General features: G+C 61.7%; 28 protein-coding genes and 2 pseudogenes. 19 read left to right on the forward strand and 11 right to left on the reverse strand.

The window, feature by feature from the left end:
- The first annotated feature begins 298 nt into the window (after nucleotides 1-298).
- Nucleotides 299-544, forward strand: coding sequence for a TM2 domain-containing protein (locus tag ACJYUO_RS17865; protein ID WP_494346689.1), 246 nt, complete (start codon nucleotides 299-301; stop codon nucleotides 542-544).
- Nucleotides 545-670: 126 nt separating this feature from the next.
- On the opposite strand, the gene ACJYUO_RS17870 is transcribed toward ACJYUO_RS17865, so the two are convergent.
- Together ACJYUO_RS17870 and ACJYUO_RS17875 are read right to left on the reverse strand one after the other, a co-directional pair.
- A complete protein-coding gene (locus ACJYUO_RS17870; protein WP_494346690.1) occupies nucleotides 671-2,329 on the reverse strand; it encodes an ATP-binding protein in 1,659 nt (552 codons plus the stop codon).
- A gap of 66 nt (nucleotides 2,330-2,395) precedes the next feature.
- Nucleotides 2,396-2,866 carry an ABC transporter permease subunit gene (locus ACJYUO_RS17875; protein ID WP_494346691.1) on the reverse strand — a complete coding sequence of 157 codons (471 nt, stop codon included), beginning with the start codon at nucleotides 2,864-2,866 and terminating at the stop codon, nucleotides 2,396-2,398.
- Nucleotides 2,867-4,442: 1,576 nt separating this feature from the next.
- Here ACJYUO_RS17875 and ACJYUO_RS17880 point away from each other — a divergent pair.
- The 4 genes from ACJYUO_RS17880 to ACJYUO_RS17895 all read left to right on the forward strand — a co-directional run bounded on the left by ACJYUO_RS17880 (nucleotide 4,443) and on the right by ACJYUO_RS17895 (nucleotide 8,430).
- Entirely contained in the window at nucleotides 4,443-4,607 is a 165-nt protein-coding gene (locus ACJYUO_RS17880) for a hypothetical protein (protein ID WP_494346692.1), read from the forward strand.
- 149 nt (nucleotides 4,608-4,756) lie between these two features.
- A complete protein-coding gene (locus ACJYUO_RS17885; RefSeq protein WP_494346693.1) occupies nucleotides 4,757-5,182 on the forward strand; it encodes an EamA family transporter in 426 nt (141 codons plus the stop codon).
- Between the two features lie 528 nt (nucleotides 5,183-5,710).
- Entirely contained in the window at nucleotides 5,711-6,802 is a 1,092-nt protein-coding gene (locus ACJYUO_RS17890; RefSeq protein WP_494346694.1) for a sensor histidine kinase, read from the forward strand.
- Entirely contained in the window at nucleotides 6,799-8,430 is a 1,632-nt protein-coding gene (locus tag ACJYUO_RS17895) for a bacterio-opsin activator domain-containing protein (protein WP_494346695.1), read from the forward strand. Before ACJYUO_RS17890 ends, ACJYUO_RS17895 begins: the two co-directional genes overlap by 4 nt.
- A gap of 7 nt (nucleotides 8,431-8,437) precedes the next feature.
- Here ACJYUO_RS17895 and ACJYUO_RS17900 read toward each other — a convergent pair whose 3' ends face one another.
- Entirely contained in the window at nucleotides 8,438-9,022 is a 585-nt protein-coding gene (locus ACJYUO_RS17900; RefSeq protein ID WP_494346696.1) for a response regulator transcription factor, read from the reverse strand.
- 221 nt (nucleotides 9,023-9,243) lie between these two features.
- On the opposite strand from ACJYUO_RS17900, the gene ACJYUO_RS17905 reads away from it, so the two are divergent.
- The gene (locus tag ACJYUO_RS17905; RefSeq protein ID WP_494346697.1) at nucleotides 9,244-9,651 is read left to right on the forward strand and encodes an ArsR/SmtB family transcription factor; all 408 of its coding nucleotides are present in this window, start codon (nucleotides 9,244-9,246) and stop codon (nucleotides 9,649-9,651) included.
- 234 nt (nucleotides 9,652-9,885) lie between these two features.
- Here ACJYUO_RS17905 and ACJYUO_RS17910 read toward each other — a convergent pair whose 3' ends face one another.
- Together ACJYUO_RS17910 and ACJYUO_RS17915 are read right to left on the reverse strand one after the other, a co-directional pair.
- On the reverse strand, nucleotides 9,886-10,236 hold the full coding sequence (locus ACJYUO_RS17910) for a helix-turn-helix domain-containing protein (protein ID WP_494346698.1): 351 nt from the start codon (nucleotides 10,234-10,236) through the stop codon (nucleotides 9,886-9,888).
- 100 nt (nucleotides 10,237-10,336) lie between these two features.
- The gene (locus ACJYUO_RS17915; protein WP_494346699.1) at nucleotides 10,337-10,792 is read right to left on the reverse strand and encodes a DUF8162 family protein; all 456 of its coding nucleotides are present in this window, start codon (nucleotides 10,790-10,792) and stop codon (nucleotides 10,337-10,339) included.
- Between the two features lie 214 nt (nucleotides 10,793-11,006).
- Here ACJYUO_RS17915 and ACJYUO_RS17920 point away from each other — a divergent pair, with 214 nt between their 5' ends.
- Both ACJYUO_RS17920 and ACJYUO_RS17925 read left to right on the forward strand, forming a co-directional pair.
- Nucleotides 11,007-12,110, forward strand: coding sequence for a CNNM domain-containing protein (locus ACJYUO_RS17920; RefSeq protein WP_494346700.1), 1,104 nt, complete (start codon nucleotides 11,007-11,009; stop codon nucleotides 12,108-12,110).
- Nucleotides 12,111-12,404: 294 nt separating this feature from the next.
- A pseudogene (locus ACJYUO_RS17925) lies at nucleotides 12,405-12,659 on the forward strand (DUF5518 domain-containing protein); the annotation flags it as partial.
- Between the two features lie 313 nt (nucleotides 12,660-12,972).
- Here the strand turns inward: ACJYUO_RS17925 and ACJYUO_RS17930 are convergent.
- Nucleotides 12,973-13,833 (reverse strand): universal stress protein, encoded by an 861-nt coding sequence (locus ACJYUO_RS17930; protein ID WP_494346701.1) that lies wholly within the window; start codon nucleotides 13,831-13,833, stop codon nucleotides 12,973-12,975.
- Nucleotides 13,834-14,008: 175 nt separating this feature from the next.
- Here ACJYUO_RS17930 and ACJYUO_RS17935 point away from each other — a divergent pair, with 175 nt between their 5' ends.
- A complete protein-coding gene (locus tag ACJYUO_RS17935) occupies nucleotides 14,009-14,635 on the forward strand; it encodes a DUF2238 domain-containing protein (RefSeq protein WP_494346702.1) in 627 nt (208 codons plus the stop codon).
- Between the two features lie 88 nt (nucleotides 14,636-14,723).
- Here the strand turns inward: ACJYUO_RS17935 and ACJYUO_RS17940 are convergent, their stop codons facing one another.
- On the reverse strand, nucleotides 14,724-15,227 hold the full coding sequence (locus tag ACJYUO_RS17940; protein ID WP_494346703.1) for a DUF8159 domain-containing protein: 504 nt from the start codon (nucleotides 15,225-15,227) through the stop codon (nucleotides 14,724-14,726).
- Between the two features lie 191 nt (nucleotides 15,228-15,418).
- Here ACJYUO_RS17940 and ACJYUO_RS17945 point away from each other — a divergent pair, with 191 nt between their 5' ends.
- The 8 genes from ACJYUO_RS17945 to ACJYUO_RS17980 all read left to right on the forward strand — a co-directional run bounded on the left by ACJYUO_RS17945 (nucleotide 15,419) and on the right by ACJYUO_RS17980 (nucleotide 21,700).
- Nucleotides 15,419-15,856 (forward strand): DUF6653 family protein, encoded by a 438-nt coding sequence (locus tag ACJYUO_RS17945; protein ID WP_494346704.1) that lies wholly within the window; start codon nucleotides 15,419-15,421, stop codon nucleotides 15,854-15,856.
- A 110-nt stretch (nucleotides 15,857-15,966) separates the two neighbouring features.
- Nucleotides 15,967-16,881 carry an ArsR/SmtB family transcription factor gene (locus tag ACJYUO_RS17950; protein ID WP_494346705.1) on the forward strand — a complete coding sequence of 305 codons (915 nt, stop codon included), beginning with the start codon at nucleotides 15,967-15,969 and terminating at the stop codon, nucleotides 16,879-16,881.
- Nucleotides 16,882-17,092: 211 nt separating this feature from the next.
- On the forward strand, nucleotides 17,093-17,794 hold the full coding sequence (locus ACJYUO_RS17955; RefSeq protein ID WP_494346706.1) for a class I SAM-dependent methyltransferase: 702 nt from the start codon (nucleotides 17,093-17,095) through the stop codon (nucleotides 17,792-17,794).
- On the forward strand, nucleotides 17,791-19,554 hold the full coding sequence (locus tag ACJYUO_RS17960; protein WP_494346707.1) for a serine hydrolase domain-containing protein: 1,764 nt from the start codon (nucleotides 17,791-17,793) through the stop codon (nucleotides 19,552-19,554). Before ACJYUO_RS17955 ends, ACJYUO_RS17960 begins: the two co-directional genes overlap by 4 nt.
- On the forward strand, nucleotides 19,551-19,958 hold the full coding sequence (locus ACJYUO_RS17965) for a hypothetical protein (RefSeq protein WP_494346708.1): 408 nt from the start codon (nucleotides 19,551-19,553) through the stop codon (nucleotides 19,956-19,958). Before ACJYUO_RS17960 ends, ACJYUO_RS17965 begins: the two co-directional genes overlap by 4 nt.
- A gap of 78 nt (nucleotides 19,959-20,036) precedes the next feature.
- Entirely contained in the window at nucleotides 20,037-20,168 is a 132-nt protein-coding gene (locus ACJYUO_RS17970; RefSeq protein WP_494346709.1) for a hypothetical protein, read from the forward strand.
- 397 nt (nucleotides 20,169-20,565) lie between these two features.
- Nucleotides 20,566-21,321, forward strand: coding sequence for a DUF7344 domain-containing protein (locus ACJYUO_RS17975; RefSeq protein WP_494346710.1), 756 nt, complete (start codon nucleotides 20,566-20,568; stop codon nucleotides 21,319-21,321).
- Nucleotides 21,314-21,700 carry a DUF7521 family protein gene (locus ACJYUO_RS17980; RefSeq protein ID WP_494346711.1) on the forward strand — a complete coding sequence of 129 codons (387 nt, stop codon included), beginning with the start codon at nucleotides 21,314-21,316 and terminating at the stop codon, nucleotides 21,698-21,700. The genes ACJYUO_RS17975 and ACJYUO_RS17980 overlap by 8 nt, the downstream gene beginning before the upstream one ends.
- Before the next feature lie 162 nt (nucleotides 21,701-21,862).
- Here the strand turns inward: ACJYUO_RS17980 and trxA are convergent, their stop codons facing one another.
- Complete coding sequence (gene trxA / locus ACJYUO_RS17985) at nucleotides 21,863-22,219, reverse strand: thioredoxin (RefSeq protein WP_494346712.1); 357 nt, start codon at nucleotides 22,217-22,219, stop codon at nucleotides 21,863-21,865.
- A 405-nt stretch (nucleotides 22,220-22,624) separates the two neighbouring features.
- On the opposite strand from trxA, the pseudogene ACJYUO_RS17990 reads away from it, so the two are divergent.
- Both ACJYUO_RS17990 and ACJYUO_RS17995 read left to right on the forward strand, forming a co-directional pair.
- Nucleotides 22,625-22,853, forward strand: a pseudogene (locus ACJYUO_RS17990) (CNNM domain-containing protein); the annotation flags it as partial.
- A 45-nt stretch (nucleotides 22,854-22,898) separates the two neighbouring features.
- Nucleotides 22,899-23,057 carry a hypothetical protein gene (locus ACJYUO_RS17995; RefSeq protein WP_494346753.1) on the forward strand — a complete coding sequence of 53 codons (159 nt, stop codon included), beginning with the start codon at nucleotides 22,899-22,901 and terminating at the stop codon, nucleotides 23,055-23,057.
- A 64-nt stretch (nucleotides 23,058-23,121) separates the two neighbouring features.
- On the opposite strand, the gene ACJYUO_RS18000 is transcribed toward ACJYUO_RS17995, so the two are convergent.
- The 3 genes from ACJYUO_RS18000 to ACJYUO_RS18010 all read right to left on the reverse strand — a co-directional run bounded on the left by ACJYUO_RS18000 (nucleotide 23,122) and on the right by ACJYUO_RS18010 (nucleotide 24,823).
- Nucleotides 23,122-23,529, reverse strand: a complete 408-nt coding sequence (locus ACJYUO_RS18000) for a helix-turn-helix domain-containing protein (protein WP_006433078.1) — start codon at nucleotides 23,527-23,529, stop codon at nucleotides 23,122-23,124.
- A 103-nt stretch (nucleotides 23,530-23,632) separates the two neighbouring features.
- The gene (locus ACJYUO_RS18005; protein ID WP_494346713.1) at nucleotides 23,633-24,673 is read right to left on the reverse strand and encodes a sulfite exporter TauE/SafE family protein; all 1,041 of its coding nucleotides are present in this window, start codon (nucleotides 24,671-24,673) and stop codon (nucleotides 23,633-23,635) included.
- On the reverse strand, nucleotides 24,674-24,823 hold the full coding sequence (locus tag ACJYUO_RS18010; RefSeq protein ID WP_494346714.1) for a DUF7512 family protein: 150 nt from the start codon (nucleotides 24,821-24,823) through the stop codon (nucleotides 24,674-24,676).
- Nucleotides 24,824-25,158 lie beyond the last annotated feature (335 nt).

Consider the following 25,158-nt stretch of genomic DNA (forward strand, 5'->3'; position numbering starts at 1 on the left):
ACTTCCCCCACTATCGAACACACAGCAGTAACCACCAGTCGCGTTTCGAGTGCGATCGGTGTCTGTACCGTTTGGCCACTAGTCTGTCCGGCCTCTCAGGATCGCGGAGAGTCGGCGTCCCGTACGAAATCCTCGAGACGTGTTTCCGAGTCGGAGATACTGCCTCGGGTCCTATTTGGGTGCCGACCCACCGACCCACCATGGAGGTGACCAAGACGAGGATTGCGAGCATCGTCGCAGTGACGACCGCAGCCGGTTATGCGCTCTCTCGACGCCGCTCGAGCAACCTCTGACATCCATGGTGACGAATAGTTCCCCTGCTGATGACACCGGACGCCACGAACAGGCAATCGCGGACAAGTCAATGCCCGTCGCACTCCTGCTGGCACTCGTGCTGTCGCCGGCCGCGTACTACTACGTCGGCCGGACGAAGCTGGCAGTGATCAATCTCCTCACGCTCAACTACCTGTTGTTTGGCATCGTGATCGTCCCGATCCACGTGTACACGATCATTACCGGTGCCCGAAACGAACGAGGCGTCTAACTCGAGGACGATTACGGAACGTGCTCGACCGACGGTTCACGCGAATCGTCGGTCTCCTCGAGGGCGGACCGGAACCGTCCCGACTGCCACAGTCGTCACCGACCCCTACTGCTTTTCCGTGACGGATCACGGTTCGAACTCGGCGTCGTAGAGACGGACGGTCACGACGCTTCCCGTCGGACCGTTCTCGCGGAACGACAGCTCGCCGCCTAACTGGGTGACGGCCCAGTTGACGAACCAGAGTCCGATGCCGCTGCCGTGCTCGAGTTGCGTCTCCGTCCCGTCCCCTAGAACCGTCCGTTCTCGGTCCGGAATCCCCGGCCCGTCGTCCGCGACGACGAGTTCTATGGCTCCGCTTGGATCCGCCCGAACGGTAACATCGACGTGGGGAGCGTCCCCGTGTTCGATCGCGTTGGCCACGAGTTCCGAAAGCACCTGCCGGATGACGGATCGGTGCGACGAGACGACCAGTTCGTCCGGGCAGGAAAGCGAGACCTCGCACGGACGGTCCGACGTTCGATACTCTTTGACGACCTCCCGTGCGACGGCTGCGAGGTCGACCGGGTCCGGCGAACCCGCGCTCGCGGTCATTACGTCCTCGGCCTCCCGGGCCTTGGTACTGAGTTCGACGAGATCTGTCGCACTGTCGCGGATGCCGTCCCGCACGTCCTCGTCGTCGATGCGGTCGGCGTACGCGAGGACGACGTCGAGCTCGTTCCGGACGTTGTGTCGGAGGACGCGGTTGAGTACCGAGAGCCGCTGTTCGCGGGTCCGGCGGTCGGTGATGTCCCGCAACAGGACGGTCCTCGCAACCGGATCGGCCCCGCTGTCAGCGTCGGCTTCGGCATCGTCGACCGCTGAGACGCTGAACTGGAACCGCCGGCGCCCCTTCGTCGTCTGGAGGGTGACCGTCCCCGTTGCACCAGCCGAGAGGTCGCTCTCCTCGAGGCCGTCGACGATCGAGTGTATCGGCTCGCCGATCATCGACGCAGGGGCCCGGTCGAACAACTCCGCGGTCGTCGCGTTGGCGTCGAGTACGTGGCCCTCCCAGTCGAGGACGATGACTGCCTCTCGGAGCGCCTCGACGACTCGCGTTCGGGCGACGTAATCGGCCTTGGGGAAGCCAGTCATCACCGGATAGCGCTGTACCGCGACCGCGAACAGTCCGCCGGCGACGAGGAGGCCCACGGTCACGCCGTCTGCGACGGGCTCGCTACTTCCCATCCCGCCCGCGAGATACGGTGCAGCGCCCGCCGAGATCACGATCGCGATCTGTGCCCTCGAGATGCGGGCGTGGTTCCACCCGTGCCCGAGCAGGAGATACGTTCCGTACGTGAACAGTCCCAGCAGCAATAGGATCTCCGTCCCGATGAACGACGCGATCAGTCGCTCGAGGACGGCGGTCGGCGGTCTCACAGCGATGACGACGGCGCTCAGGACGATCGGTATCGCGATGCCCACGAACATGGCGACGCGCCACCGAGTCAGTCCCGTTCCCCGACCAGTGTAACTGAGCGCATACACGACCCAGGCGCCCGGCAGGACGATTCCGACGCCGAACTGACCGAGGTCGATAATCGCTGAGAGCAACGGGACTGCCGACGTGCCGGGCAGTTCCGCCAGCACCGAGAGGACCCCCATGATCGTCAGGAGGCCCAATATGGCGATGACTGGTGGAGCGCTGGGCCGGTCTCGCGACTGGACGGCGAGCCACGTCGTCCAGCCCAGTATCGCCACCGCTACCGCGTCGAGGGCAACGGCCGCGACCGTCCCGGCGAGCGACATCGATCTTTCGCCCGTGTTTTGACAGCCAACTGTAATGAACCCAGTGATCCACAGTTCCGGATCCGGTTACAGATCTCCGGATTCGAACCGCCGGTAGCCGACGGCAAGCGACGCCGCGATCCAGACTACGAGTATCGCCAGTGCGGCCCACCAGTCGACGAACGCCGGTGCACTGTCTCCGACGTACCGACTCGCTCGGTCGATATCGAACCGCACGTCTAAGAGGCGGGCGTACGCTTCGCTGGGTTGGGCTAACTGGACCAACAGCGCCCAGTCGGGCATCCCTATTCCGGGGTCGAACCGGTGGAGAAACGCCACGGCGAACGCAGCGAGATTGCGCCAGAGGACCACCAGCAACAGGTAGCCGACGACCGCACCGTGGGTGATTCGGCGGTCGTTCGCAGTCGATGCCGAGAGTGCGACGGCGACCGCGACGAACGACGCGCCGTAGAGGGCGGTCGCAAACAGAAACCACGGATATGCGGTCGCGCCCTCGGTCCCGTACCGCAGCGCCGCGTAGAGTCCGGCGATCGACAACCCGAGGAGCGTCGGTACCCCAATCTAGCGCCGTCACCGTTGCGTACCGCTTCGACAGTCCGTCGGCAGCGATCGCCGTCATAGCCACGGCTTCGAACACCGGGGGAAAAACGATCGCCGCTGCGTGTCACGCTGAGAAACACCGTCCGTTGCACACCAGCGGTAACAGTAGTAACACCGTGCCTTGTTTCTTCAACTCAAATCACGAAAGCCGTTCTCGATTTGGAAATGAGTGGGTCTGTTGAAATCCTTAGAACAGGATAGGTTTGGCACCCTTTGCGGTAAGTACAGCAACCTTTTACCGGAGGAATCGGCTGGCGTCGCAGACGCCAGCCTCAACCCCCGGCAAAACCCGTTGATGGCAAAAGGCCGCCGTCGCGGGGTTTCACCCCGCTCCGGCGGTGAACCGCTCGCTTCGCTCGCGGATTCTGGGTCCGTCCGCAACGTTCCATTCGCAGGTGTAGTGAGTGATCGTTTCACGACATAGTGTGTATGAAAAATGAGATTTTAATAGAGACATCGCTCACTGTTTGATTATCTCGAGAAAGACCTCAGAAGGCCGCCCGGATGGGCACAGGGGGATGGCCGCCGGGCGGATACGGGACATGGTTGGGGTGGGGTTGGGTGCTGATTTCGTGTCGCGCCTGTGGGGAACGCGACAGTGAATATGTTCGCCTTGACCTATATCAACGCCGCCCCGATTCCGAGTGAGCAAGAATCGTCCCACCATCCCTGTGAGATCATACTCGCTCGGCGTTCCTCGAGGTCCGATCGCCTCATCGATCACGACGTCGAACCGCTCGAGGCCGTCGATGCACTCGAAATCGGATAGCTATCGCTCGGAGTCTGTTGAAATCCTTAAAATAGGATAGGTTTGGCTCCCCTCCCCTGCGGTAAGTACAGCAGAGCTAATCTATTGGCTATTTCACCGAGCGTCGCATCTGAGAAGTAGAATTTCAACAAGGCCAAGTGTACGGAATTAGACGCCAGAATTGATGGCTCGTAACCTGAACTTCGGAAATTTCCTGAAGGACTTGGGAATGCGAATTGGGGCTGCAGCCGTAGTTTTAGGTATATTCTTTGGTCTCGGATATATCAACCGAACAGATTTACTCGGTCTTTCAAGTCTTCTTGGTAATCAGTTTATATTCTTTGCTGTAGCTTTCCTACTGGTTGGAATCGTGTCTCTCGGCTGGATTGTACTCCAGCGGTACAGACAGTAAACAAGCGCAGCCAATAGTACACGATCAGGGCGAGAAACAATTCGGTACGATCCATACCATTACAACAATATCATGTCTCCTTATGATTTCGTTATATGCGGACGTGTAGTGAATATTCATCTTACGCTAAAATACATACGAGGAATAGGATTTCAAAGAGCTAAATGAGTATACACAGCACGCAACCCAGACAACGAGACGTATCCAATGACAGGTATTATATGTCATTGGAACACAATTCTTCTCGTATGCCCTCCAGCAAGTCAGTTGGTACCGCACCGTTGATCACGGGGATTTTGCTCGCGTTCGAATCCGCAGGTACGATCGTCCAAAGCGGCGCGTCGGTATGGCCAATGGCCGGTTTCGTTGGCGGCTGTGCTGCCATCGCCATCGGTCTCGGAACTCTGCTCGAGTGGGAGACGTTCGAGCGAGAACCGACAGAGAGTAACCGATCTCTGGCGGTGCTTGGGCTCGCGGCCGTCGCGTTCTTCGTCGGTGCAGGAATCGCCGTCGCGTAGACCGAATCGATCCAACCAGTAGTACGGTTTGGAGCCGAGACCGTCCAGTGACGTAATTGTGATCGAGCGTCTCTCGACTAGAGGCTATTTAACAATCACAGATAGTATAGGGAGAATTGTTTTGCAGTGGCAATGGAGAGCACATACTGATGGGATTCCCTGAGATCGATTCGGCTGTTTTCTTTGGAACGATCACGATGGTGACGTGGGGAATCTGGGTCGTCCTGGGCAACGCTGCGTCGGAGTCTATCGATCCGCGGACGGCCGCCGCGATCTCCTATCTCGTTGCGGGACCCCTCGCACTCGGATTCATCCTCGTTTCAGACGCCTCGCTCGTCATTACTGCGAAGGGAGGACTGCTCGCTGGCACGGCCGGATTGTTCACCGGGATCGGCCTGATTTCGATGTACATCGGCCTTTCCGGCGGGTCAACGACAACCGTCTCTACGCTCGGTGCGATGTACTTCGTCATCGCGGCTATCATCGGTATGGTCGTCCTCGGAGACGAAGTGACGATAGCACGGCTTGCGGGGATCGCGTTCGCGGCTATCGGTGTCGTGTTGATTACCCAGTAAATATGCCCTCCGCAATCGGTGGACGGTCGGGCAGATTCTCAAACAAGTCGGATTTTCTCCCTGTCCTCAGTACGGCACTCTCGATAGCGGTTGCGTCGATTCTAACCTGCAGAATTTTCGCCCTTACAATTCCGGGCATGCAGCGCTGCCACCCGCTCGTGGATTCGAACCATGACGAAGCGTAATGGGCGCTGCAGGATTTGATCAGTTACCGATACTGACTGCGATTTTCCGGCTCTCTGGATGCCAAACAGTATTCCCAACGACTGCGATCGACGAGACTCGAGGACGGAGAATTGCAGACCGTCCCCTACAGCCGGTTCGGCTCCGATCGCTGCGGCGTCGTGTCGGACACCCGAAACACGTTTCAGATCGAGTTTCGCTATTACTAGAGTGTGCGTCTATGCGTACAGAGCCCAACGATGAGCATATGACCTCGATAGCAGTACGCCGGACTGCGGTTCGGGCGGCAGGCGTGATTTTCCGTATAGATGGTCTCGAGTGCGTCGTTCTCGGGGCCGGGAGCCGGTGATCGTCGTGACGGACCACCGGGAGGACGCTCGAGCGCTCGAGGCCGATGTCGTCGCGATCGATGCCGTTCCGGAGCCGGTTGTCGGTTACGAAACCGTGGACGGTACGCCGCGGATCGCAGCGATGAACGAGGCGTTCGATGCGACGTTCGACGCGACATCGACCGGTGTCAGCGTCCGTGAGTGGCTGCTTCGGAACCGCGCGGTCGACGAGGCGACGGTCGCGGACGCCTGCTCTCGGCTCGCCGACGGGAACGCGATCGATGTCGAAATCGGCATCCATTCAGCCACCGAGACTGACGCCCAACGACGACCGGTGCGACTTCACAGCATCGACGGCTCGAGCACCGGTGGCACCGCCGACGGAGCGGATGGCGGCGATACGGTCGATGGCTACGTCTTCGTGACGGAATTAGTGCCGACGAGCGCCGGTACCGTCGAACTCGACCGCGTCGCGAGCGTCATTACTCACGACCTCCGGAACCCGCTCGACATCGCGAAGGCTCACCTCCGGGCGGCCGAAGAGACTGGCGACGCGGACCACTTCGAGCAGGTCGCAGCCGCCCACAATCGGATGGAACGGATCATTCGGGACGCGCTCGCACTGGCCCGCGGCAAGCACGTGCTCGAGGTGACCGAAGGCGTCACAATCGACGCCGTGGCGTCGGACGCGTGGACGACCGTTGATACGGGAGCAGCGTCGCTTTCTGTCGCCGATGATCTGCCGCGGGTCGACGCCGATCCCGATCGGCTCCAACGGCTGCTCGAGAACCTGTTTCGGAATGCCGTCGAGCATGGCTCGACGAGCCCTGATGAGGATGCGAGTCAGGGCGCGACCGACCCGGTCCGAGTCCGTGTCGAAAGCGCCGGCAGCGGATTCTCCGTCGCCGACGATGGCCCCGGAATTCCGGCCGACGAACGCGAACGAGCGTTCGAGCCCGGCTATTCGTCGACCGAGTCAGGGGATGGAACCGGGCTCGGGTTGACCATCGTCGAACGGATCGCTCGCGCACACGACTGGACCGTCTCGGTCTCGGAGGGGTCACGTGGCGGCGCAAAGTTCGAGTTTCAACCGATCCGCGAACGATGACTGAACGGCACAACGACATCAATACGGAGGGCAACGGCGGCGATACAGACGCGATGGACGAGCGACTACGACAGGCCCCGATCGGGGTCATCGAAACGACGAGCGACGGGGTCGTCGTCAACGCGAACGACGCTGCAGCGAGGCTGTTAGAAGCCGACCCGGCCGCACTGTGTGGGGCGGCGATCGAGGAGCAGTTTCCACGGTCGGCCGCCGGGACGCTGCGGGAGGCCTTTGACGGCACGTCGCCGACCCCCGCGTCGTTCGAAGAGTACTACCCGCCGATCGACCGATGGCTCGCGGTCGACGTCCGCGTCGACGAGGGGGTGCTCGTCTACGTCCGGAACCACACGCCGCGCAAGGAACTCGAGCAGACCGTCGATCGATTGGACCGACACCTCGAGCGGGTCCAGCGGATCAACTCGCTGGTCGCGACGGTGTTGCAGCAGGTCATCGGCGCGTCGGACCGCTCAGACATCGCTCGAACGGTCTGCGAGCGACTGGGCGGGACCGACCTCTACCGGTTCGCGTGGGTCGGCGACCGGGCGTTTTCCGAGGAGCACCTGCGGGTTCTCGCCGCGGCGGGCGACGCGGCCGACCTTCGCGAGCGAATCGACGAGAGTCTAGACGACGAGTACCCCCTTCCCGGCCAAGCAGCCGTCGCATCGGGCGAGACCAGACACGTCGAGGCGATTGCCGAGGACGACGCCGTCCCCCACGGCATCCGTCGAGCGGCGTTTGGCCACGGGCTTCGGTCGTGTCTTGCGGTCCCGCTTGCCTACCAGGGTACTGTTTACGGCGTCGTAACGGTGTACTCCGGACAGGAAGACGGGTTCAGCGAACAGGAACGGGTCGGCCTCGAGACGCTGGGAAGCGTTGCGGGGTTCGCGATCAAGGCCGGCCACCAGGAGGACCTGTTGGTCGCTGACACAGGTACCGAGGTGACCGTCGAGGTTCGCGACGAGACGGTCCCGTTCGTCGGCGCTGCGACCGCAGCCGATCGAACCCTGTCGTTGGACGGCGCGATCCCTCGCGGCGACGGTACCGTCGTCTGCTATCTTACCGCCGACGGGTCGCTCGAGGGCGTTGCCGAATCGCTTTCCGGTCGTAAAGGCGTTGTCGACGCACGACGGATACGGTCGGAGACGGATCCACTCCTCCAAGCGACCGTCGTCGACGACACGCCCGTGACCGCACTCGCGGCGTGGGGTGCGACGATCAAAGGCGGCGAGTACGGAGCTGGATCGGCCCGATTCGTCGCCGAACTCCCGTCCGACGGGGACGTTCGGCGGCTGATCGAAGCCGTCGACGCCGTCGTCGCGGAGACCCGACTCGTCGCCAAGGAGCAGACCGCTCGAACGCCAGCGTCGGCCGAGGCGTTTCGGGACGCCCTCGAGGAGCAACTGACCGACAGACAGCGGACGGTGCTGCGGACCGCCCACCTGTCGGACTACTTTACCTCGCCGCGCGGGAGCACCTCGGCGGAGGTAGCGGAGACGCTCGACATCGCTGGGTCGACAATGCTCTATCACCTCCGGCGGGCGGAGCAAACACTCGTCGAGGCCTTTTTCGATGCCGACTCGAGGGCGGGACCCTCCGATCTGGACGCGGACGTGACTGATGACCGGTAGGTCGGCGTCAATACCGTCCGCGGTCGATGCCGGAGAACTCGGCCAGTAACTCCTCGCTTTCCGGGAGCAGCCCCAGCACTCGCTCCTCGATGGCGTTGCGGCGCGCCTCGAGGTCAGCGAACCGATCGTCGCTCTCGATCTCGGCGGCGGGCAGTTCGGCGTCGACGACCGCTCGCGTCGACTCCAGACGGAAGTACTCGCCGAGGAGTTCGTACGCGAGGACCTGACACTGCTGGTCGACGGCCGCGCGGAGATCCTCGCGTTCGACCGGCTTCGAGAGGTAGTCGTCGAACGGCATATCGACGATATCCAGCCCGGGATCGATCGCCGTCACCATCACGACTCGCGTTTTGAGATCCCGTTCCCGGAGCCGATCGAGTACCTCGTCCCCCGAGAGGTCGGGCATGTGCCGATCGAGCAAGACGACATCGGGTACCGGTCCGTCGTCGATGACCGCGAGCGCTTCCTCGCCGCCGTACGCGACGGTCACGTCGGCGACGTCCTCGAGGCGGAGCGCGTACGCGTCGGCCACTTTCTTCTCGTCGTCGACCATCAGGATCCGGGGCTCCGATACGCGCATCACGTTTCCCATCCTACCGGTCGGTAGACTGTCACCGTACTAATATCCCGGCACGAGCGGGACGTGGTGACCACGCGCCGACGCACAGTCGTCTGTCCCCGAACCGAACGGTGAGCACGACACGGCGTATCGAGTCGGTTGGACGCCTGCCAATAGCTAGAGTGGCTCCGTGACATCGTTGGGACTAGTAGCGTCATCGTACAGGGACCGTCCCGTCCAACCAACAACCACCGATGTCGAGATCACGGCCGTCTCACAGTGGGGTACGACCGAACGGGCGACGCGGAACCCCGTTCGAGAACGACGAACCGACGATCGATGCGGAGGCGGTGCTCGAACTCCTGAGCGACGATCATGCCCGGAGCGTGGTAGACGAACTCTGCGAGGCCCCGCGTTCGGCGAGCGAATTAGTCGAACGTCTGGATAGTTCCCGCGCCACCGTGTACCGGCGTCTGGACAGTCTCGAGTCCGCTGGGATCGTCCGGAGTTCGATCAGCGTGCAGGCAAACGGTCACCACCGACAGCGATACCGTATCGCGGTCGATCGAGTACGCCTCGGTTTCGACAGCGACGGACTCACGATCGAGGGTAGCGCTCGAGGTGACCGCAGATGCGATAACGACTCAACGGTGTACCGTTAAGAGTATGTGTCGGTTGGGTAACTAATTCGGAGCGAGTGACGACAGGGCCGTCCGAACTGTACAATCCCTTTCATGATTCTAATACCGAGTAGGGCTGCAATCCGGTCGTACGCCTGGAAATTGCTCGAATAGCACGGCGAGAACGAGCCGTACCGACGACTTCCTCGCAACACAAGGGAGAAACAGAGGACCGCTATCCTCGCGGCACTGGGCAACGAATCGACCCTCGCCCCTTCATTCTGTGACGTCGACTGCGACCGCTACTTCGTCGTCGAATGAGACGGAGAGCGACACGGCGACGGCCTCGAATTTCTCCCGGTGGTGTCCGTCGTCACAGATCGTCGTTTCCCGTCGTGCGAGACCAGCATCGTGAAGTTCGTTGAGGCGACGGTAGGCGGTCGGTCGCGATATCTCCGCGGCGTCGGCGACGGCACGGCCGCCTCGTGGTTGCTCCACGATGACTTCGTACACGCGGCGGGTGTATTCATCCCCAAAGAGATCGAGCAGTTCAGCCGTCGTGGGGCCATCTCTTTCCGGTCGATCGTTTCGGCGTTTCGACTGTGACGTTCCGAGGGGAGCAGCCATACTACTGAGAACACCACCCGTCACACTGGATGGCGGTGCTAGCTATCCTATTCGTCTCGGTCGCACGGCTCTAGAAGTACGGAGCGATCAGCGGAACCTGTCACGTCGGCAGGTTCGCAAACATGATGGCCAAGCTCCCGAGAACGAAAGTTCCGGACGCGACGATCGCATACCAAATAACCCCGATCGCGAGCGCGATCCGACCGCTTCGTCCCGCCGTCTCGGTCGTTCGATCGCTGTTTGCGGACGAGAAACGCACGGCGGCGAATACTCCGATTGCGGGGAGGAATACATTGGCGGCGAGGACGCCGACGACGATACTCGCTGCGTTGCCGCCCGTGATCGGCCCGGTTCCGGCAACGAGGAGCGCGACAGCGAGATACGAAAGACACTGTGCCACGATCAGGCCGCTTCCGAGAAGCAGATAGTTCGCAACGAACCACCGGGTTGGCCACCGAAACAAATTCCGAAGTTGTCTGATCGCTAAGAGCGGGGACCAGAACAGCAAAACGATGGTCGCAAAGCCGCCGATGATCCCTAATTCGGCGAACGCCATACCCGATCTTGTGCCCCTCGGCATATATCAATTCTTCTGTGTTTCTCCATCAGATATACGAATCGCTCGCTCACTCTCACGAGAATGCAGTACGGTATCTCGTGCCGAACACACTCCCCTCTCTTGACTCTCGATTTCCGGTTTGTTAACAGGTCGAAAAGACAGCAGAACTGATCAGACATTACTTTGTAACGTAAGGTTCGATACGTCGGTGATGGAACCACTCGAGATCGGCGCTCGGATACTGGCCGGTATCATCCTCATCGGATTGAACGCGTACTTCGTCGCGATCGAGTTCGGACTCACCCGCGCCAGACAGTACCCCGAATCGGAGTTCGATACCCCGAGCCTGCAACTCGCGTGGGAGATGACCGACGACCTCGAGTTCTACTTGACGACGTGTCAGATCTGGATTTCAGGGACGAGTATCGCCCTCGGGATCGTCGCTGAACCCGGATTGGCGGCCCTGTTCGAACCGCTGTTTGCGAACACGGCGCTGGCGTCAGTCGGTGCCGGCTCGCTGCTCGGCTTCGCCCTCATCAATCTGATCCATCTCACGCACGGCGAACAGACGCCGACGTACCTCGGCGTCGAACGCTCGAAGCAGGTCTGTCGATACGGCGCACGGCCGCTGTACTGGTTCGCGAAGGTGCTCGCCCCGGCGATCAAATTCGGCGATATAGTCGCAAAGGGAACGCTCGGCCTGTTCGGTATCGAAATGACGGGCGCGTGGCGTGATACCGAACGGGACGTGATCGAATCTCGAGCCGATATGCGGAACCGACTCGGCTCCGTTCTCGACGAGGGCGATCTCCCCGACGAGCGTCGCGAAGAGGTACTGAACGCATTCCAGATCGGCGATCAACCGGTCAGCGAACTGATGGTGCCGCCCGAGGAGATCGTCGCGCTGTCAACTGACGAAAGCGCCGAAGCGAACTTCCGAAAGATGGAACAGCGGCCGCATACGCGCTATCCGTTGATCGGCGAGGAGCCGACCGACTTTCGCGGTATCGTCTATACTCCGATCCTCGTCAGACACCGTCAGGAGTTGGCCGACGGCGATATCGACTTCACCGAATTGGCCGCACCGCCGATGACGCTCTCCCCAGATACGGACGTTAGCGATGCCATCGATCAGTTCCAAACCGAACGCCAAGAACTCGCGTTCGTGATCGAAGACAGCGAGGAACGACGTTCCTCGAGCAGTCGGACGCAGTCCGACGACGGCGATGTCGTCGGACTGGTGACCGTGACGGACCTCCTCGAAGCGATTATGGGCGACCTCGAGGACCCGCTCGACAACGGGCAACTCGAGTGACTGCGACCCGACGCACTCTTGCGAGCGCGGGTGCTCCAACCGCTCCGAGTACGGCTCATTTCCACCGACAGGATTTATTTAATTACCAGTAATAGGTAAGACATGGCTGATACGGTCACGGTTTTAATAAAATATTACGTCCTTGATAGGAAGTTTCCTGCGACTATGTTTTGGGCCGTAGTACTTTGTACGCTAATAAATATCGTAGAGTTGGAATACAATCTAGCTGCATTATTTAATCCGTCCGGCCCATCGGCTGGGTCCGGCCAGATCATTGGGTGAGTCGTTGCTGGCTATCTTCATACTGGTACGCGGCGAGACGCGTTGAAAGTCGGTGGATACGCCGGTGGGCTACCGATTCTCGTTTTCGGACCAGCAGCACTCGTCCTTCGTATCGGTACTCGACCGACTGCGTTCACGCTGGAGTCTACTGTTCTCCAATATGCATTCGGTTTCCTCCTAGTCTACCCATTTATGATCGGTATGAGTTTATTGTTCGGTGGTATCGGAGACTTTGCTGGTCATTGGATCTCGAAGAAATCCGCTTGAATTTACCTGTAGCGGCATAGCATCGTCCCTGTTGAAACTCTCTGTATCATGTAGCGATTTTCGTGAAATGAGTGCACGCTACGACTTCCCTCTACTGTTTCTCACAGGGGTTTCCTCGCTGACTGCGTTCGCTGCGGGATCCACTCATCGCAAAAATCTACGCTAAAAGGCTGCTGGCTCGCTCTCCGGTCTCGCCAGCAGTGAACCCCTTCGCTTTGTTCAGTGGATGGTAGTGTGCCCACTGCACAGCCTATACTGAACGTGATTTTCACATCCTCTCCCCTGAATACCGAAACCGAATTACCGACTACTGCTAGGCGTCCGGGTCTCGGTTCGTCGTCAGAACGGGACTCGAGACGCTGCGAAGCACTCGTTCGGTGATGCTCCCGAGAAAATGTTCGTCGAGCCCGGTCCGGCCGTGTGTCCCCATGACGACGAGATCGATTCCCTCTCTATCGGCGTAGGACGTGATCTGTTCCGGGACTGATCCCGTTTCGACGGCGGTCACGACGTCGGCGACGCCCAGATCGGCCGCCGTCGATTCGGCGTCCGCGAGGAGATCCGCTGCGTGATCTTCACGGTCGGTTTGATCGGTGAGCGAGCCGACCAGTTGCTCCTCGAGAACCGTAAGCAGATGTACGGTCGCGTCGTTTCGGGTTGCTATGTCCGCGCCCAACTCCAGTGCAACCCCTGCGTGGTCGCTTCCGTCGGTCGGGACTAGGACGGATTCGTACGGGTACGTTGGGACGGTGTCAGTCGCACGAACCGTCAGTACTGGCATCGGCGCTGCGTTGACGACGCGCTCCGCAACGCTTCCGATGATGTAGCCCTCGAGGCCGTCCCGGCCGTGGGTTCCCATCGCTACGAGATCGACATCCTTCCGTTCGGCGTAGTCGACGATCGCGTCAGCGGGCCCGCCTTGTACGACGTCCGTGGTCACGGGAACGTCGCGGTCCGCTACCCGTTCGCGGGCGTCAGAAACGATTTCCTCGCCCTCGCGCACGAGGACGTCGACGACGTTGGTCCCGATCCGGGTCTGACTCGGCTCGTTCGTGTCCGCGACGTAGAGGAGGGTAACGGTCGACTCGTGGTCGTCTGCGACCTCGAGTGCATGGTCCAGCGCCACTGTCGCCGAATCGCTCCCGTCGACGGGAACAAGAATGCGGTCGTACATGACGGTCGGTGTCTACGTTCCGGTCCGGTATACACCTTGACCTCTCGGAGGAGAGTCGACATCCGAAGGGCGTGCCGACGGATCGTTCTACGACGCGATCTCACCGGAGACTGCAGGAACACGGCCAACGATTATGCTGCCCGCGGTGCTGCCACGGAACGGTACCGAATTATCGATGACACTGCCCTCTGTGCGGGTGTGCTTGCCGGTCGACACCGGCGTTTGGACGGTCGCGAACCGCCTCCTGCAGGGCGGGGTCGTCGCCGGACTCGCGGCGGGACTCCGGCGGCGCGACCCGAGCGTGATCGTCAACGGCGTCCTCTCGCTGCTGTTCGTTTCACTTCCAAAATACGTCGAGCGCCGGTACGACGTTCGCTTTCGCCCGTGGCAGCGGGGCTGGATCTCGACGGCGGCGCTGGTCCACACGCTCGGCATGCTCGGCCCGTACGACCGCATCTGGTGGTGGGACCACCTCGCGCACACGCTCTCAGGCGTCGTCATCGCCGGCGCTGCTGACGTGCTGTATCGATCCACTGTCAGCGCGGAGCGTCGACTCTCGAGCCGATCCCGACCCGCGTTCGTCGCCGGAACCACGCTCGGACTCGGCATCATCTGGGAGGGACTCGAGTACGTCGTCCACGCAGTCGGCGACCGGGTCGGATTCGAACCCTTGCTCGTCCACTACGGGCGGTTCGACACTGTCGTCGATCTCGTCTTCGATCTGTTCGGGGCGGCGATCGTCGTCCGGTTCGGCCGAGACGGGTTGGGGAATCTCGTCGTTTCGGATGGGAACGAGAACTGACGACCGCGACCATGTCTCTCACTGCCGTACCTTCCTTCTCGAGGTGATCCCGGATCGACGCCGACCGGGTGCACGGTCCGGGTTTCGATCAGTGCTTTGATGCTTCGATTTCCGCGTAGTACTCTTCTTTCGTCAGGTCGCCGTCGAGATACGCGGTCGCCCATTCGGGCTCGAGATAGAACATGAAATCCGTTATCCCGTCTTCATCGAGAGCGGTCGGCATCGACCGCCGGTCGAACCCCTGATCGACGATGTCGGTGTATGCGTCGCCGAGAATCCGGATGTCTCCGTCGACGCCGGTGCTGTCGGTGTACTGGGGGACAAACATATCGTGTAGCTGCCATTGGGCTACCGAGAGATCGTCGTCGATCGCGTCGACCATCTCCGCCGCGAGCGCGCTCGTTTCGTCGCTAACGTCGCTTCCGACATCGCCCCGCTGGTCGCCGTCATCAGTTTCAGGGTCGGTTCCTTCCCCGCTTTCGTCCGTCTCACCGAGACACCCTGCAATCGTTCCGACGCCGACGGCGGCCCCGCCGGTCAGTACTGCTCGTCGCGATACGCCCTCGACCGCGGTAGATAGCTTTTCTTGCACGGTATGTTCTCCGTTCGATCGGCTCTGTCTGAGCTACGGACTCAACCGTTTAAAAACGTGCGTTCGATCGCGTGTCATCGGCGACCGATCGATTCGTGAAACTGGGTGCTCGAGGTCCGTTCGCCAACAGCGCAGGTCGTCAGTGGCGACAGGGGGATATATGCTCGGCCGGCCGGTATCCGACTAGTGCTGTGGTATCCGATCGACACCGACTCGAGGAGACGTTCTGGCGGCGACATTCGAATCCGAAGAGCGGGTGGAGTCGCACGGTAGTGCTCCCGGCGATACTCTACGCGATCTACCACCGGGAGTGGAAGATAGCGGCAGCCGCGGTGGTCTTTACGATTCTCAACCCGCTTTTGTTTTCGCCGCCGGAAACCGACGACTCGTGGATGACTCGCGTGGTCCTCGCCGAGCGATGGTGGAAGGACCGAGACCGCGGTGTCATCGGAATCACGTATCCGAACGTTCTCAACGCGGTCAACATCCCGGTCACTCTCTACGCGATTATCGCAGCCTATCGCCGGCAACCGCTTCGAACCGCACTCGCCGGAGCTGGGTCGATGCTGCTCAAATTCTGGTACGTCGGCGAACTCGTCCGCGAGTACGACGCCGAGACCGACCGTTAGCCCCTAACGATGCGCTCGCTGGTCGCTCCGCTGTACGAGCGGCCGCTGTCTATCGGGGACCGGCAGGTGGTTTCAATACCGACGCGGAAGTGGAAGCGACTACCAGACCCATGACGGAGGATCGTTCCGCCGCGGATATCTTTCGCCTGCTCGCCGACGAGACCCGGATCGATATTCTTTGCGCCGTCGCCGTCGCACAGTCCGAACGGGAGCGGGTCGGCTCGGGGGCCGCTGAACTCGCGTTTTCCGAAATCTACGAGCGGGTTGCGGTCGAGAACACGTCGAAACTCTCGTACCACCTCGGCGAACTCGCGGGAACCTACCTGCGGAAACGCGACGACGGGTATTCGCTTTCCCACGCCGGAGAACGGATCGTTCGGTTCATTCTCTCGCGGAACTACGAGCGGCCGGCGTCGTTCGGTCCCGAACCGGTCGCCGGCACGTGTATTTTTTGCGGGGCGAACGCGCTCGAGGCGAGGCTGTCCCACCAGTTCTTCCGTATCGACTGTACGGCCTGTGACCAGCAGGTAACGGGGCAGCCGATAACGCCTGCACAGGTCGAGACGCGCGACGGTGACGAACTGATTCGAAGCGTGCAATTCCGGAGTACGGTGGATTTCAGGCAGATCCGACGGGGGATGTGTCCGGAATGTCGGGCAGCCCTTTCGGCCGACGTCGTTCCGGTGCCGGAGAGTCCGCTGCCGGATGCCGACTCGTTTGTCGTGACGAGCACCTGCGAGGCGTGTCTGCGAGAGTACACGAGCCCGTTGACCTACAGCGTCGCCTCTCATCCGGCGTCGATCGCGTTCCACTGGGATCGCGGGATCGATTTGACGGCACAGGGTCTCTGGGAGTTTCACGAATACGTCCGCGAGGGTCGCTGGACGTCCGACCGGGTCGGCTTTGATCCCGACGAGTACGAGGTCGTGTTACGCCACGGAACTGACGCGATTCGGCTCTCCCTCGACTCGAGTGCGACGGTGGTGCAGACCGAGCGCGTGCGACGCGAAACCGACGCGTTTTGACGTTCGTGACAGAAGTCTTACGAAATCATCGTTGAGCGGCTGGCAGCACTGAGCGGGAGCTCCGCTGCATCCTGATCTGCAGCGCGTCGTTGCTCGAGTTTCCGCTCAATACTGCTTTTGAATCGAATCCGACAAATTATCAAATGTCCGATACTTTTATCGGTATCGCTGGCCCGACCCGTACTCGCAGTCAACGGAGACGAGACACACCATGCACTCGAGGAACTCCCCTGAATCGACGGACCGGCCGAATCGAACGGCCAGACCACAGCCAGACCGACAGCGATCGAGCGGGAGCGATTCGCTGTCGGCCGAAGAGATCGCCGACGCGTACGCGGCGGTCGCCGACGACCTCGCTCGGTGGCGGTACCTCGACCGGCTCTTCGCCGGTCGCTATCGCCGCCGGCAGTTCGAGCACGCGACCGGTCGCGTTCTCGACGTCGCCTGTGGCATCGGACGCAACTTCCGGTATCTCTCGTCGGCGAGCGAGGTCGTCGGCATCGACATCTGCGACGAACTGCTCGTCCATGCTCGCGACGAACTCGAGCGACTCGGGCTGGACGGCACCGTCCACCGGATGGACGCTCAGTCACTTGCCGTCCCCAGTGATCGCTTCGACACAGTCATCTCGTCGTTTTCGACGTGTACGTTCCCCGATCCGATCGCGGCGCTGCGGGAGATGGAGCGAGTTTGTGCCGCCGACGGCGAGATCCGACTGCTCGAGCACAGTCCCAGCGACCGCTCCCTGCTCGCCCGACTCCAAGAGCGACGTGCCGAATCACAGTACGAGCACAACGGCTGCCGGTTGAACCACGACCCGCTCGCGACGGTCGATCGAGCTGGACTCGAGGTCGAGAACGTCTCAACCGCGTTCTTCGGTCTCGTCACCGCTATCGACGCGACGCCGAGGTGAGCGACCAATGTCATGCACACGCCCCCGCAACCTCGACACCCGGTCAACTCCACATGCTTCCGACCCATCCCACGATGAACGGCGACATCACTAGCACCTCGAGACGGTCGTTTCTCGCCGGTTTCGGCGGCCTCGGTGGCCTCGAAGTTGTCGGTCTCGATACTGCAGCCGGCCAACCGAGCGAAACTACCAGCCCGAGAGCCGGCGACTCGCGGTCGGACGACGAGCCGTTCGCGAGCCCGGACGAACTCGAGGCGTTCGTCGACGAGGCGATGGCCGAACGCATCGGAACGGTGACGCCCGGTGCGACCGTCGCGATCGTCAGCGGAGAGACGCCGGTCCTCACCCGCGGGTACGGGTCCGCCGACGTCGACGCCGACGTTCCAGTCCGGGCCGACGAGACGGTGTTCCGGGTCGGCTCGGTCGGCAAACTCGTCACCTTCACCGCGGTCATGCGAGGCGTCCAACGGGACGTGCTCGACCTCGATACGGACGTCAACGCGTACCTCGAGGACTCCGCCGTCACGGTCCCGGATACGTACGACGACCCCGTGACGCTCCGGCACCTCGGCACGCACACCGCCGGGTTCGAATCGACGCTCGATCCGGGCATTGTCGACGATCCGGACGAGCTGGCACCGCTGGAGGCGGTTCTTACCGATCAGCAGCGCTCGCGCGTTCGGCCGCCCGGCGACCGCGTCGGCTACTCCAACTACGGCGCGGCGCTCGCGGGACACGTCGTCGCCGAAGCCCACGGGACCCCCTTCGAGGCGTTCGTCCAGTCGGAACTCTTCGATCCGCTCGACATGACTCACAGCACGTTTGCCCAGCCCGTTCCATCGGGACGGCCCGGTGACCGTGCCACACCACACGTCCGCGAGGGCCGATCGTTCGTCCCGGCCGACGGCGTGTACATCGACATGCGGCCCGCGGGGTCGCTGAGCACGACGGCCACGGACATGGCGGCGTTCATGAGCGCACACCTCGGCGACGGCACGGTCGGCAACGCGCGGATTCTCGACGCGGCGACGGCGGATACAATGCACGACCGCCACCACGTTCGTCACCCGGCAGTCACCAACTGGCGATACGGGTTCCACGAGTACGGTGAACCGAACGCCGATCTGATCGCCCACTCGGGGGCCACGGTACATTTCGCGAGCCACCTGCTGCTCGCTCCCGACCGCGACGCCGGTATCTTCGTGGCCTATAACAGCAACTCGAGCGAGCCGCCCGCGGCCGTCGTCGACGAGATCGTCGCGGAGTACGATCTCCAACCGGAGCCGGAATCGCCCCGCCCCACGGCAAGAGCGGGCGGGCGAGAGCGCGCTACAACCGTCGCCGGCGAGTACAGCCTCACGTCTCTCCCCCAGAGTGGCCCGCTCCAAGTCGTCGACGTGCTCGAGCGCTTGCTCGTCGACCCCGCCGACGACGGCCGACTCGTCACCGATTCGCTCGGCGGGACCTCTCGGCGGTGGGTCGAGACCGAACCGTACGTCTATCGGGAGGTCGACGGCCGCGACATCCTCGCCTTCGACGTCTCGGACGGCGACGTGGAAGCGGCACACCTGAACAGCGACCCCACCGGCGTCTACGAACCCGTCCCGCTACACGACCGGCGATTCGTCACTGGTGGCGTCCTCGGAACGGCGCTGGCCGGCTTCGCGCTCTCCCTGACCGGGCGGGCCGGCTCGAGCGTCCGGCGGCGCTGGAACGGGTCCCGAAGCGAGGACGAGTCGGACACGGGGGATCCCCAATGAGCGACGAGAACTCCACACAGCAGTCGTTCGGCTGTGCGCGTGAGAACGACGGCCGAAGTGGGATTCCGCGCGGCCTCGACCGTCGCCTGACCAGTCTCCCATGGCTCGCCCGTGCGGCGGGCGTCGGGCTGAGCGGCGTTTCGATCGCGTTCGTCGCGCTCTTCGTGGTCGTCTTGGAAACCGGCGGCGAACTCACGCTTTTCACGCGCCCGCTCCCGTTGCGGATCGCCCTTGTTCTCCCGTTTCTCATCGGCGTCCTCACGCTCGTCACGACCGCCGGTGCAGTACTCGCGTGGCGGTATCGGTACTGGTCGCTGTCCGCACGCGTCCACCAGACGATACTGGCGCTGTTGGGACTCGCGTTCAGTTGGCAACTCTCGAGACTCGGATTCCTCCCGTTCTGACCGCGTCGGCTACCGCGAGACCACCTGACCGACTGAAACACGAAACGCACAGAAACGAAGTCGGGTCAAGCGACCCTGGTGCTCGAGGACGAGCCGATCGCGGTGGAGGCGGACGAAAGCCGCCTCAGTTCGTTGCTGGAAAACCTGCTCAACAACGCCGTGCTTCGAGACAGCGAGAGCGGCGGTGCCCGCTTCGAATTCCAGCTGTAGCGGCCGCGAAAACGGCGGCTCGGTGCCGGTTCTGACAGCTCTGTTTTCCGCCGTGATTGACATCCTCCCTGCCCTGAAGGGTGAGGATTCCCTCGTGGGACAGCACGTCGGTCGTGCGTCCCCGAAGGCACCCTGACCGAGACCATCGGGGTCTCGGCTGTGGTTTGTGAGTAGTGCGTCGGGCCTCGCAAGGAGGCGTGGTGTGCTTGGGTATCCGCTTGCACCTCACAGGCCGTGCCATCGACCCGACTTAACCACGATGGTCGAGTAATCGGGTGTCTCGGTTTCGATTCGGACCCTTACGATGGTACTGTCAGTGGAACCGATAAACACGATATCCCGACGGTATGAGTATGCTGTGACAAGGTTTTAGCCGATGTAATCGCTTCGTAGTGCAATGACAACGGGGGTCTATCCGGAAAATCCGACGTTCAAGTGTATCGCACCCCGAACCCGCCGAGAGAGCCTCCGCGCCCTCAACGGGTGGGAATCAGCGGTTTCCACGGAGCAACTTACAGCCCACCTTACCACCACGACGCAGGGGACCGCATCGCCCAGCGACGCAGCGGCCGAGGTGCTGTACACCCGACTCACTCACGTTCATCTGCCGGCTTTGGCCGCTGCAAACTTCGTTTCGTGGGACCGAGACGCCGACGTCGTTCGAACGACCGCACACCCGGCGCTCGATGACCCGCGGTTCGAACAGTTGCTCGAGCTCGAAGCCGACGAACTAGACGCCGTCCTTTCGGCGCTGGCTCACGACTATCGGCGGATCGTCCTGACGGAACTCGGTGCCGACCGGACGCAATCACGAGCCGACCTCACACGAGCGATTCGCCGCCGGTTCCCGGACTCGGTCCGGTCTGCGGTGCCCTCGAGCGAGGCGATTTCCCGTTCGCTCCATCACGTCCATCTCCCGAAACTCGAGGAACTGTCTCTCCTCGACTTCGATCCGTCCACCGGGCAGGTCGCTCCGGTCGACCATCCCGTCCTCGAGCAAGTCTTTGCAATCATTTTCGACTGGGACGATTCGCCCGTCGATCGATTGGATGGATTCCTTGGCGGATTGGCGAACTCCTATCGAGACGTGAGTCGAGGAACGAACGATCGGGTCGACTGGCCACACTTCTGGAGTGAGCCGCATAATGGATAACTCGCTGGAGCTGTGGGCGTATCTGCTCAGCAATATGGGGGCGATCGTAGCCGGCGGTCTCTTGACCGGGCTGAGTGTTCTCGCGTATCGACGAAATAGTGAGCAGCCGTCATACCGGTTTGCGGCCATCGGTTTCGCCCTGATTCTGCTGGGAACGCTCATCGACCCGGTCTTTCTCTTCCGAATATCGGTTGACCGCCACTTGACGCTCGCTGAACTGTTACTCCTTCAGTTCAGCGAGGATATCCTGTTCGCGGCCGGGCTCGGCGCGCTCTTCTATGCGATTGTCCACCACGGGTCGGCGACGCCGTCGACGGCGGATGCCGTTTCGTACGATGACGAGCGAGCCTGGAGATACGACCCGCGGGATGACGACTAAGCAGTGTTCTACGAACTGGTTCAATTTGGCTGATCCCCACGGTCCCCATTCTTTCGGACGAGCGTTCGAGACGGAGACGACGGTCGAGGTGTGCCAGAGAATAAGAGCGGGCATCGGGTACTGGCCGACCGACGGATTCGTCTCTCGGATCGATGACTCTGTTTATTCGGTGTAGCGCTCGATCAGCCCGCGGAGCCGATCCGCCGGGAGCGCGCCAGTCTGTTGTTCGACCTGTTCGCCGTCTGCGAAGAGCGCGAGCGTCGGCACGCCTCTGACGCCGTACGATCCCGCGAGTTGCTGGTGGCTGTCGACGTCGACTTTCGCGACCACGGCCTCGGTCTCGTCGGCCAGTCCCTCGAGGACGGGCTCGAGCATCTGACAGGGACCACACCAATCGGCGTAGAAGTCGACGAGAACCACGTCGTGTTCCGCCGTGACCGCCTCGAGGTGGTCTTCGCCCTCGATGGGGAGTGGATCGTTCATCGACTGGTCAGAACCGCCGCGTGTATCAGTTGTCATCACTTCCACGTACGGACCCAAGGCGCTTAAAGTTTGTGCGTATTGCACAATACAGTGGCGTCGGGAGCTGACGTGTGCGCACTGTCTTCGTTCGCAACTGAGACGACTACGGCGGTACTATCGGACAATAACGTGAAATACGGGGTCCATCTTTTTGCGAAATTCGACTATTGTTGTGCGTTTAATTAGCAACTACGCATCAAATCGTACACAGTACTCTCCTGCGTTCTGCGGTGATCGGTGAACTCGAGTCCGCTGCCGTCAGGCAGGTGGGGACATCACTGCTGTCCATGCCGGGCAACTCATGGTGTACGCGTTGGATCGATCGGTGCCACCGGCGACGGCGTTCTCAGAGCGCAGGGACTGACGGTGTTCTTTGCGACACTGGGGCGAGGCCCCGCCGGAGTGAACCCCCTCGAAATCGGTCTCAGGCTGTTCGCCGGAATGGGGTTGATACTCGCGAACGCCTTCTTCGTCGCGATCGAGTTCGCCCTCACTCGGGTCAGACAGTACCCGGAATCGACGTTCGATGAACCGGGGCTCCGGCGACCTCGAGATCTACCTCACGAGCTGTCAAGTCGGAATCAGTGCGACGAGTATCGCCGTCGGCATCGTCGCCGAACCGGCCCTCGCGACGCCGCCGAACACGCTCGTCGCCGAGACGCCCGTTAGTGACGCCATCGACGACTTCCAAGCGCCCCATCAGGAACTCGCGCTCGTCGAATCCGACGGCGAGATCGTCGGCCTACTCACGGCGACGGACGCCCTCGAGGAACTGGTCGGCGCGTTCGACGATCCGCTCGACACGGTGGATTTCGTCGCGGATCGGCACCGATAAGCGCCGATCGAAACGGACCGGTTGTATTTTCGTGGCTCGCTCGGTTTCTCAGCGGCCGATCCGGTCAGCTCTCGGCGGGGACTTCGGTGTTGGCCTCGGCGTGTTCGTACTTGTCCTCGAACTCCTGGATGAGTTGCCCCATCTTCGCGTACCAGTCGTTTAACATCCGCTGCATATCGTTGGCGATCTGGGTCGGATCCGTCGGGTAGTAGACGTGGTAGTAGCCGCCCTTTTCGTAGTTGATCTGCTCTTTCTGGATGAACCCGCTCTGGAGCAGTCGCTGGATCGAGCGGTACGCGGTCGAACGCTCGCGGTCGACCCGGTCGGCGACCTCGTCGATCGTCAGCGCTTCCTCGCTCTCGACCAGCACGCGAAAGCAGTCCTTGTCGAGTTGTTTGAGCCCGTGGATACACTCCAGCAGCCCCTCACACTCCATGTCCTGTTGTAGTTGCTCTGCCATCGAGTTTGCCATTTTACTACCGCGTGGTAGGGCCCGTGCCGGCATAAGGGTTGTGTGAATATTGTGCAATCTCAATGAGCCGACATGGGACGGCAACGAGCGGTCCGCTGTGACGTCAATCTGTGGACGCCGCGGACGATTTCGACCGCTTTCGGACCGCGGTGACGGTGCTGTAGATTACGGCCCCGCTGACCGCAAACGCCGAGAGCAGGATCAGGGCGAAACCGACCGTGTTGAACGCCTCGATCGCCAAGTAGTCGCCGGCCTGCTGGAACGCCACGGCGACCGATCCGCCCAGCAGCATCAGCCCGAAGTAGATCTCGATGTCGTCTTCGTCGACGATGGTCGTCGCGGCGGAGCCGATCCGGGCACCCAGCGCGCTCCCGGCGAGCAGCGGCGCGACGATCGAGAGGTCGACGCCGCCGTTGAGTCCGTAGGTGAACGCCCCGAACCCGCCCGAGAAGACGATCTCGAACAGATCGGTTCCGACTGCGACGGGAACCGGGACGCCGATGAGATAGACCATCGCGGGCATCTTGATGAACCCGCCGCCGACGCCGAGAAAGCCCGACAGCAGGCCCGTCGCGAACGCGACGACCAGAATCACCCACAGCGACACCTCGATCCCGCCTGCGACCGTCATCATGGGCGGCACGCGGTAGGACTGAATCGTCTTCGCGATATCCGGTATTGCGTCCGGATCGAACGCTTCGTCCGACCGCTCGTGGGTACCGTCGCTCGAGTCGTCTTCACCGTCGTTTTTGATCGCGTTCCGGGTGACGAATAGCCCGACGACACCCAGCAGGATGACGTACGTGACACCGATCGCGCCGCTGGCGAGCCCCAGTTTTTCGAGGTGATAGACCAGTCGGCTGCCAACTTCGATGCCGGTCGTCGTTCCGGCGATCATCAGCGCGCCGAGCTTGTAGTCGACCTGTCCGAGGTCGCGGTGTTTCAGCGTCGCGATGACGGCGGTTCCGAAGACGAACGCCATACCACTCCCGACGGCGACTCTGGCGGGATACCCCATCACGAGCAGCGCAGGCGTGACGAGGAACGACCCGCCCATTCCGAAGAACCCGAACAGAATGCCGACCATAAAGCCAAAGCCCACGAATAGCACGAGCGTCGTGAGTGCGATTCCGAGGAGTTCCATCTATTTGTCTTCGATCGCTTGGATGAGAGTGGCTGCGACGACGGACTCGAGTGCGCCGTACCCAATGTAGAGGACGAACGCTTCGAGGAGGACGATGCCGACGAGTGCGCTTGCCTGTACTGTCGACGAAGACGCGGCGAGGTCGATCATCGGGATCGACCACCACGGTTCGGTTGTGTGCGTAGCATGGTTTTCTGCTCGGTATCGTCTACCCGGAGGACGGGTATAACGCTTTTGGGAATACTATACAATATTACTGCAGTCTATCTCACGACTATCCAACGAGAATATTCGGATACGTTACGGAAATACTGGTACCGGACGGTCGACCGTCGCCGTTACTGGGGCGCGGATGACGCGACTCGGCCCAAATATTATTGCGTCTTACAGATTGTCGTGACGAACGTCACCGCGAGCCGACGAATCGGAACCGATCGTGAGTCGGAATTAATATTGGCTAACCCAAACAATATTATGGCGCTGAT

This window comes from Natrinema sp. CRL1 (genome assembly GCF_059162405.1).

What these genes read in the sequence shown, in the direction of transcription:
- ACJYUO_RS17865 (WP_494346689.1), top strand. Translation starts at nt 299, where the DNA reads ATGGTGACGAATAGTTCCCCTGCTGATGACACCGGACGCCACGAACAG.
- ACJYUO_RS17870 (WP_494346690.1), bottom strand. Translation starts at nt 2,329, where the DNA reads ATGTCGCTCGCCGGGACGGTCGCGGCCGTTGCCCTCGACGCGGTAGCG.
- ACJYUO_RS17880 (WP_494346692.1), top strand. Translation starts at nt 4,443, where the DNA reads ATGGCCGGTTTCGTTGGCGGCTGTGCTGCCATCGCCATCGGTCTCGGA.
- ACJYUO_RS17885 (WP_494346693.1), top strand. Translation starts at nt 4,757, where the DNA reads ATGGGATTCCCTGAGATCGATTCGGCTGTTTTCTTTGGAACGATCACG.
- ACJYUO_RS17895 (WP_494346695.1), top strand. Translation starts at nt 6,799, where the DNA reads ATGACTGAACGGCACAACGACATCAATACGGAGGGCAACGGCGGCGAT.
- ACJYUO_RS17900 (WP_494346696.1), bottom strand. Translation starts at nt 9,022, where the DNA reads ATGGGAAACGTGATGCGCGTATCGGAGCCCCGGATCCTGATGGTCGAC.
- ACJYUO_RS17905 (WP_494346697.1), top strand. Translation starts at nt 9,244, where the DNA reads ATGTCGAGATCACGGCCGTCTCACAGTGGGGTACGACCGAACGGGCGA.
- ACJYUO_RS17910 (WP_494346698.1), bottom strand. Translation starts at nt 10,236, where the DNA reads ATGGCTGCTCCCCTCGGAACGTCACAGTCGAAACGCCGAAACGATCGA.
- ACJYUO_RS17915 (WP_494346699.1), bottom strand. Translation starts at nt 10,792, where the DNA reads ATGGCGTTCGCCGAATTAGGGATCATCGGCGGCTTTGCGACCATCGTT.
- ACJYUO_RS17920 (WP_494346700.1), top strand. Translation starts at nt 11,007, where the DNA reads ATGGAACCACTCGAGATCGGCGCTCGGATACTGGCCGGTATCATCCTC.
- ACJYUO_RS17930 (WP_494346701.1), bottom strand. Translation starts at nt 13,833, where the DNA reads ATGTACGACCGCATTCTTGTTCCCGTCGACGGGAGCGATTCGGCGACA.
- ACJYUO_RS17935 (WP_494346702.1), top strand. Translation starts at nt 14,009, where the DNA reads ATGACACTGCCCTCTGTGCGGGTGTGCTTGCCGGTCGACACCGGCGTT.
- ACJYUO_RS17950 (WP_494346705.1), top strand. Translation starts at nt 15,967, where the DNA reads ATGACGGAGGATCGTTCCGCCGCGGATATCTTTCGCCTGCTCGCCGAC.
- ACJYUO_RS17955 (WP_494346706.1), top strand. Translation starts at nt 17,093, where the DNA reads ATGCACTCGAGGAACTCCCCTGAATCGACGGACCGGCCGAATCGAACG.
- ACJYUO_RS17965 (WP_494346708.1), top strand. Translation starts at nt 19,551, where the DNA reads ATGAGCGACGAGAACTCCACACAGCAGTCGTTCGGCTGTGCGCGTGAG.
- ACJYUO_RS17975 (WP_494346710.1), top strand. Translation starts at nt 20,566, where the DNA reads ATGACAACGGGGGTCTATCCGGAAAATCCGACGTTCAAGTGTATCGCA.
- ACJYUO_RS17980 (WP_494346711.1), top strand. Translation starts at nt 21,314, where the DNA reads ATGGATAACTCGCTGGAGCTGTGGGCGTATCTGCTCAGCAATATGGGG.
- trxA (WP_494346712.1), bottom strand. Translation starts at nt 22,219, where the DNA reads ATGACAACTGATACACGCGGCGGTTCTGACCAGTCGATGAACGATCCA.
- ACJYUO_RS18000 (WP_006433078.1), bottom strand. Translation starts at nt 23,529, where the DNA reads ATGGCAAACTCGATGGCAGAGCAACTACAACAGGACATGGAGTGTGAG.
- ACJYUO_RS18005 (WP_494346713.1), bottom strand. Translation starts at nt 24,673, where the DNA reads ATGGAACTCCTCGGAATCGCACTCACGACGCTCGTGCTATTCGTGGGC.
- ACJYUO_RS18010 (WP_494346714.1), bottom strand. Translation starts at nt 24,823, where the DNA reads ATGATCGACCTCGCCGCGTCTTCGTCGACAGTACAGGCAAGCGCACTC.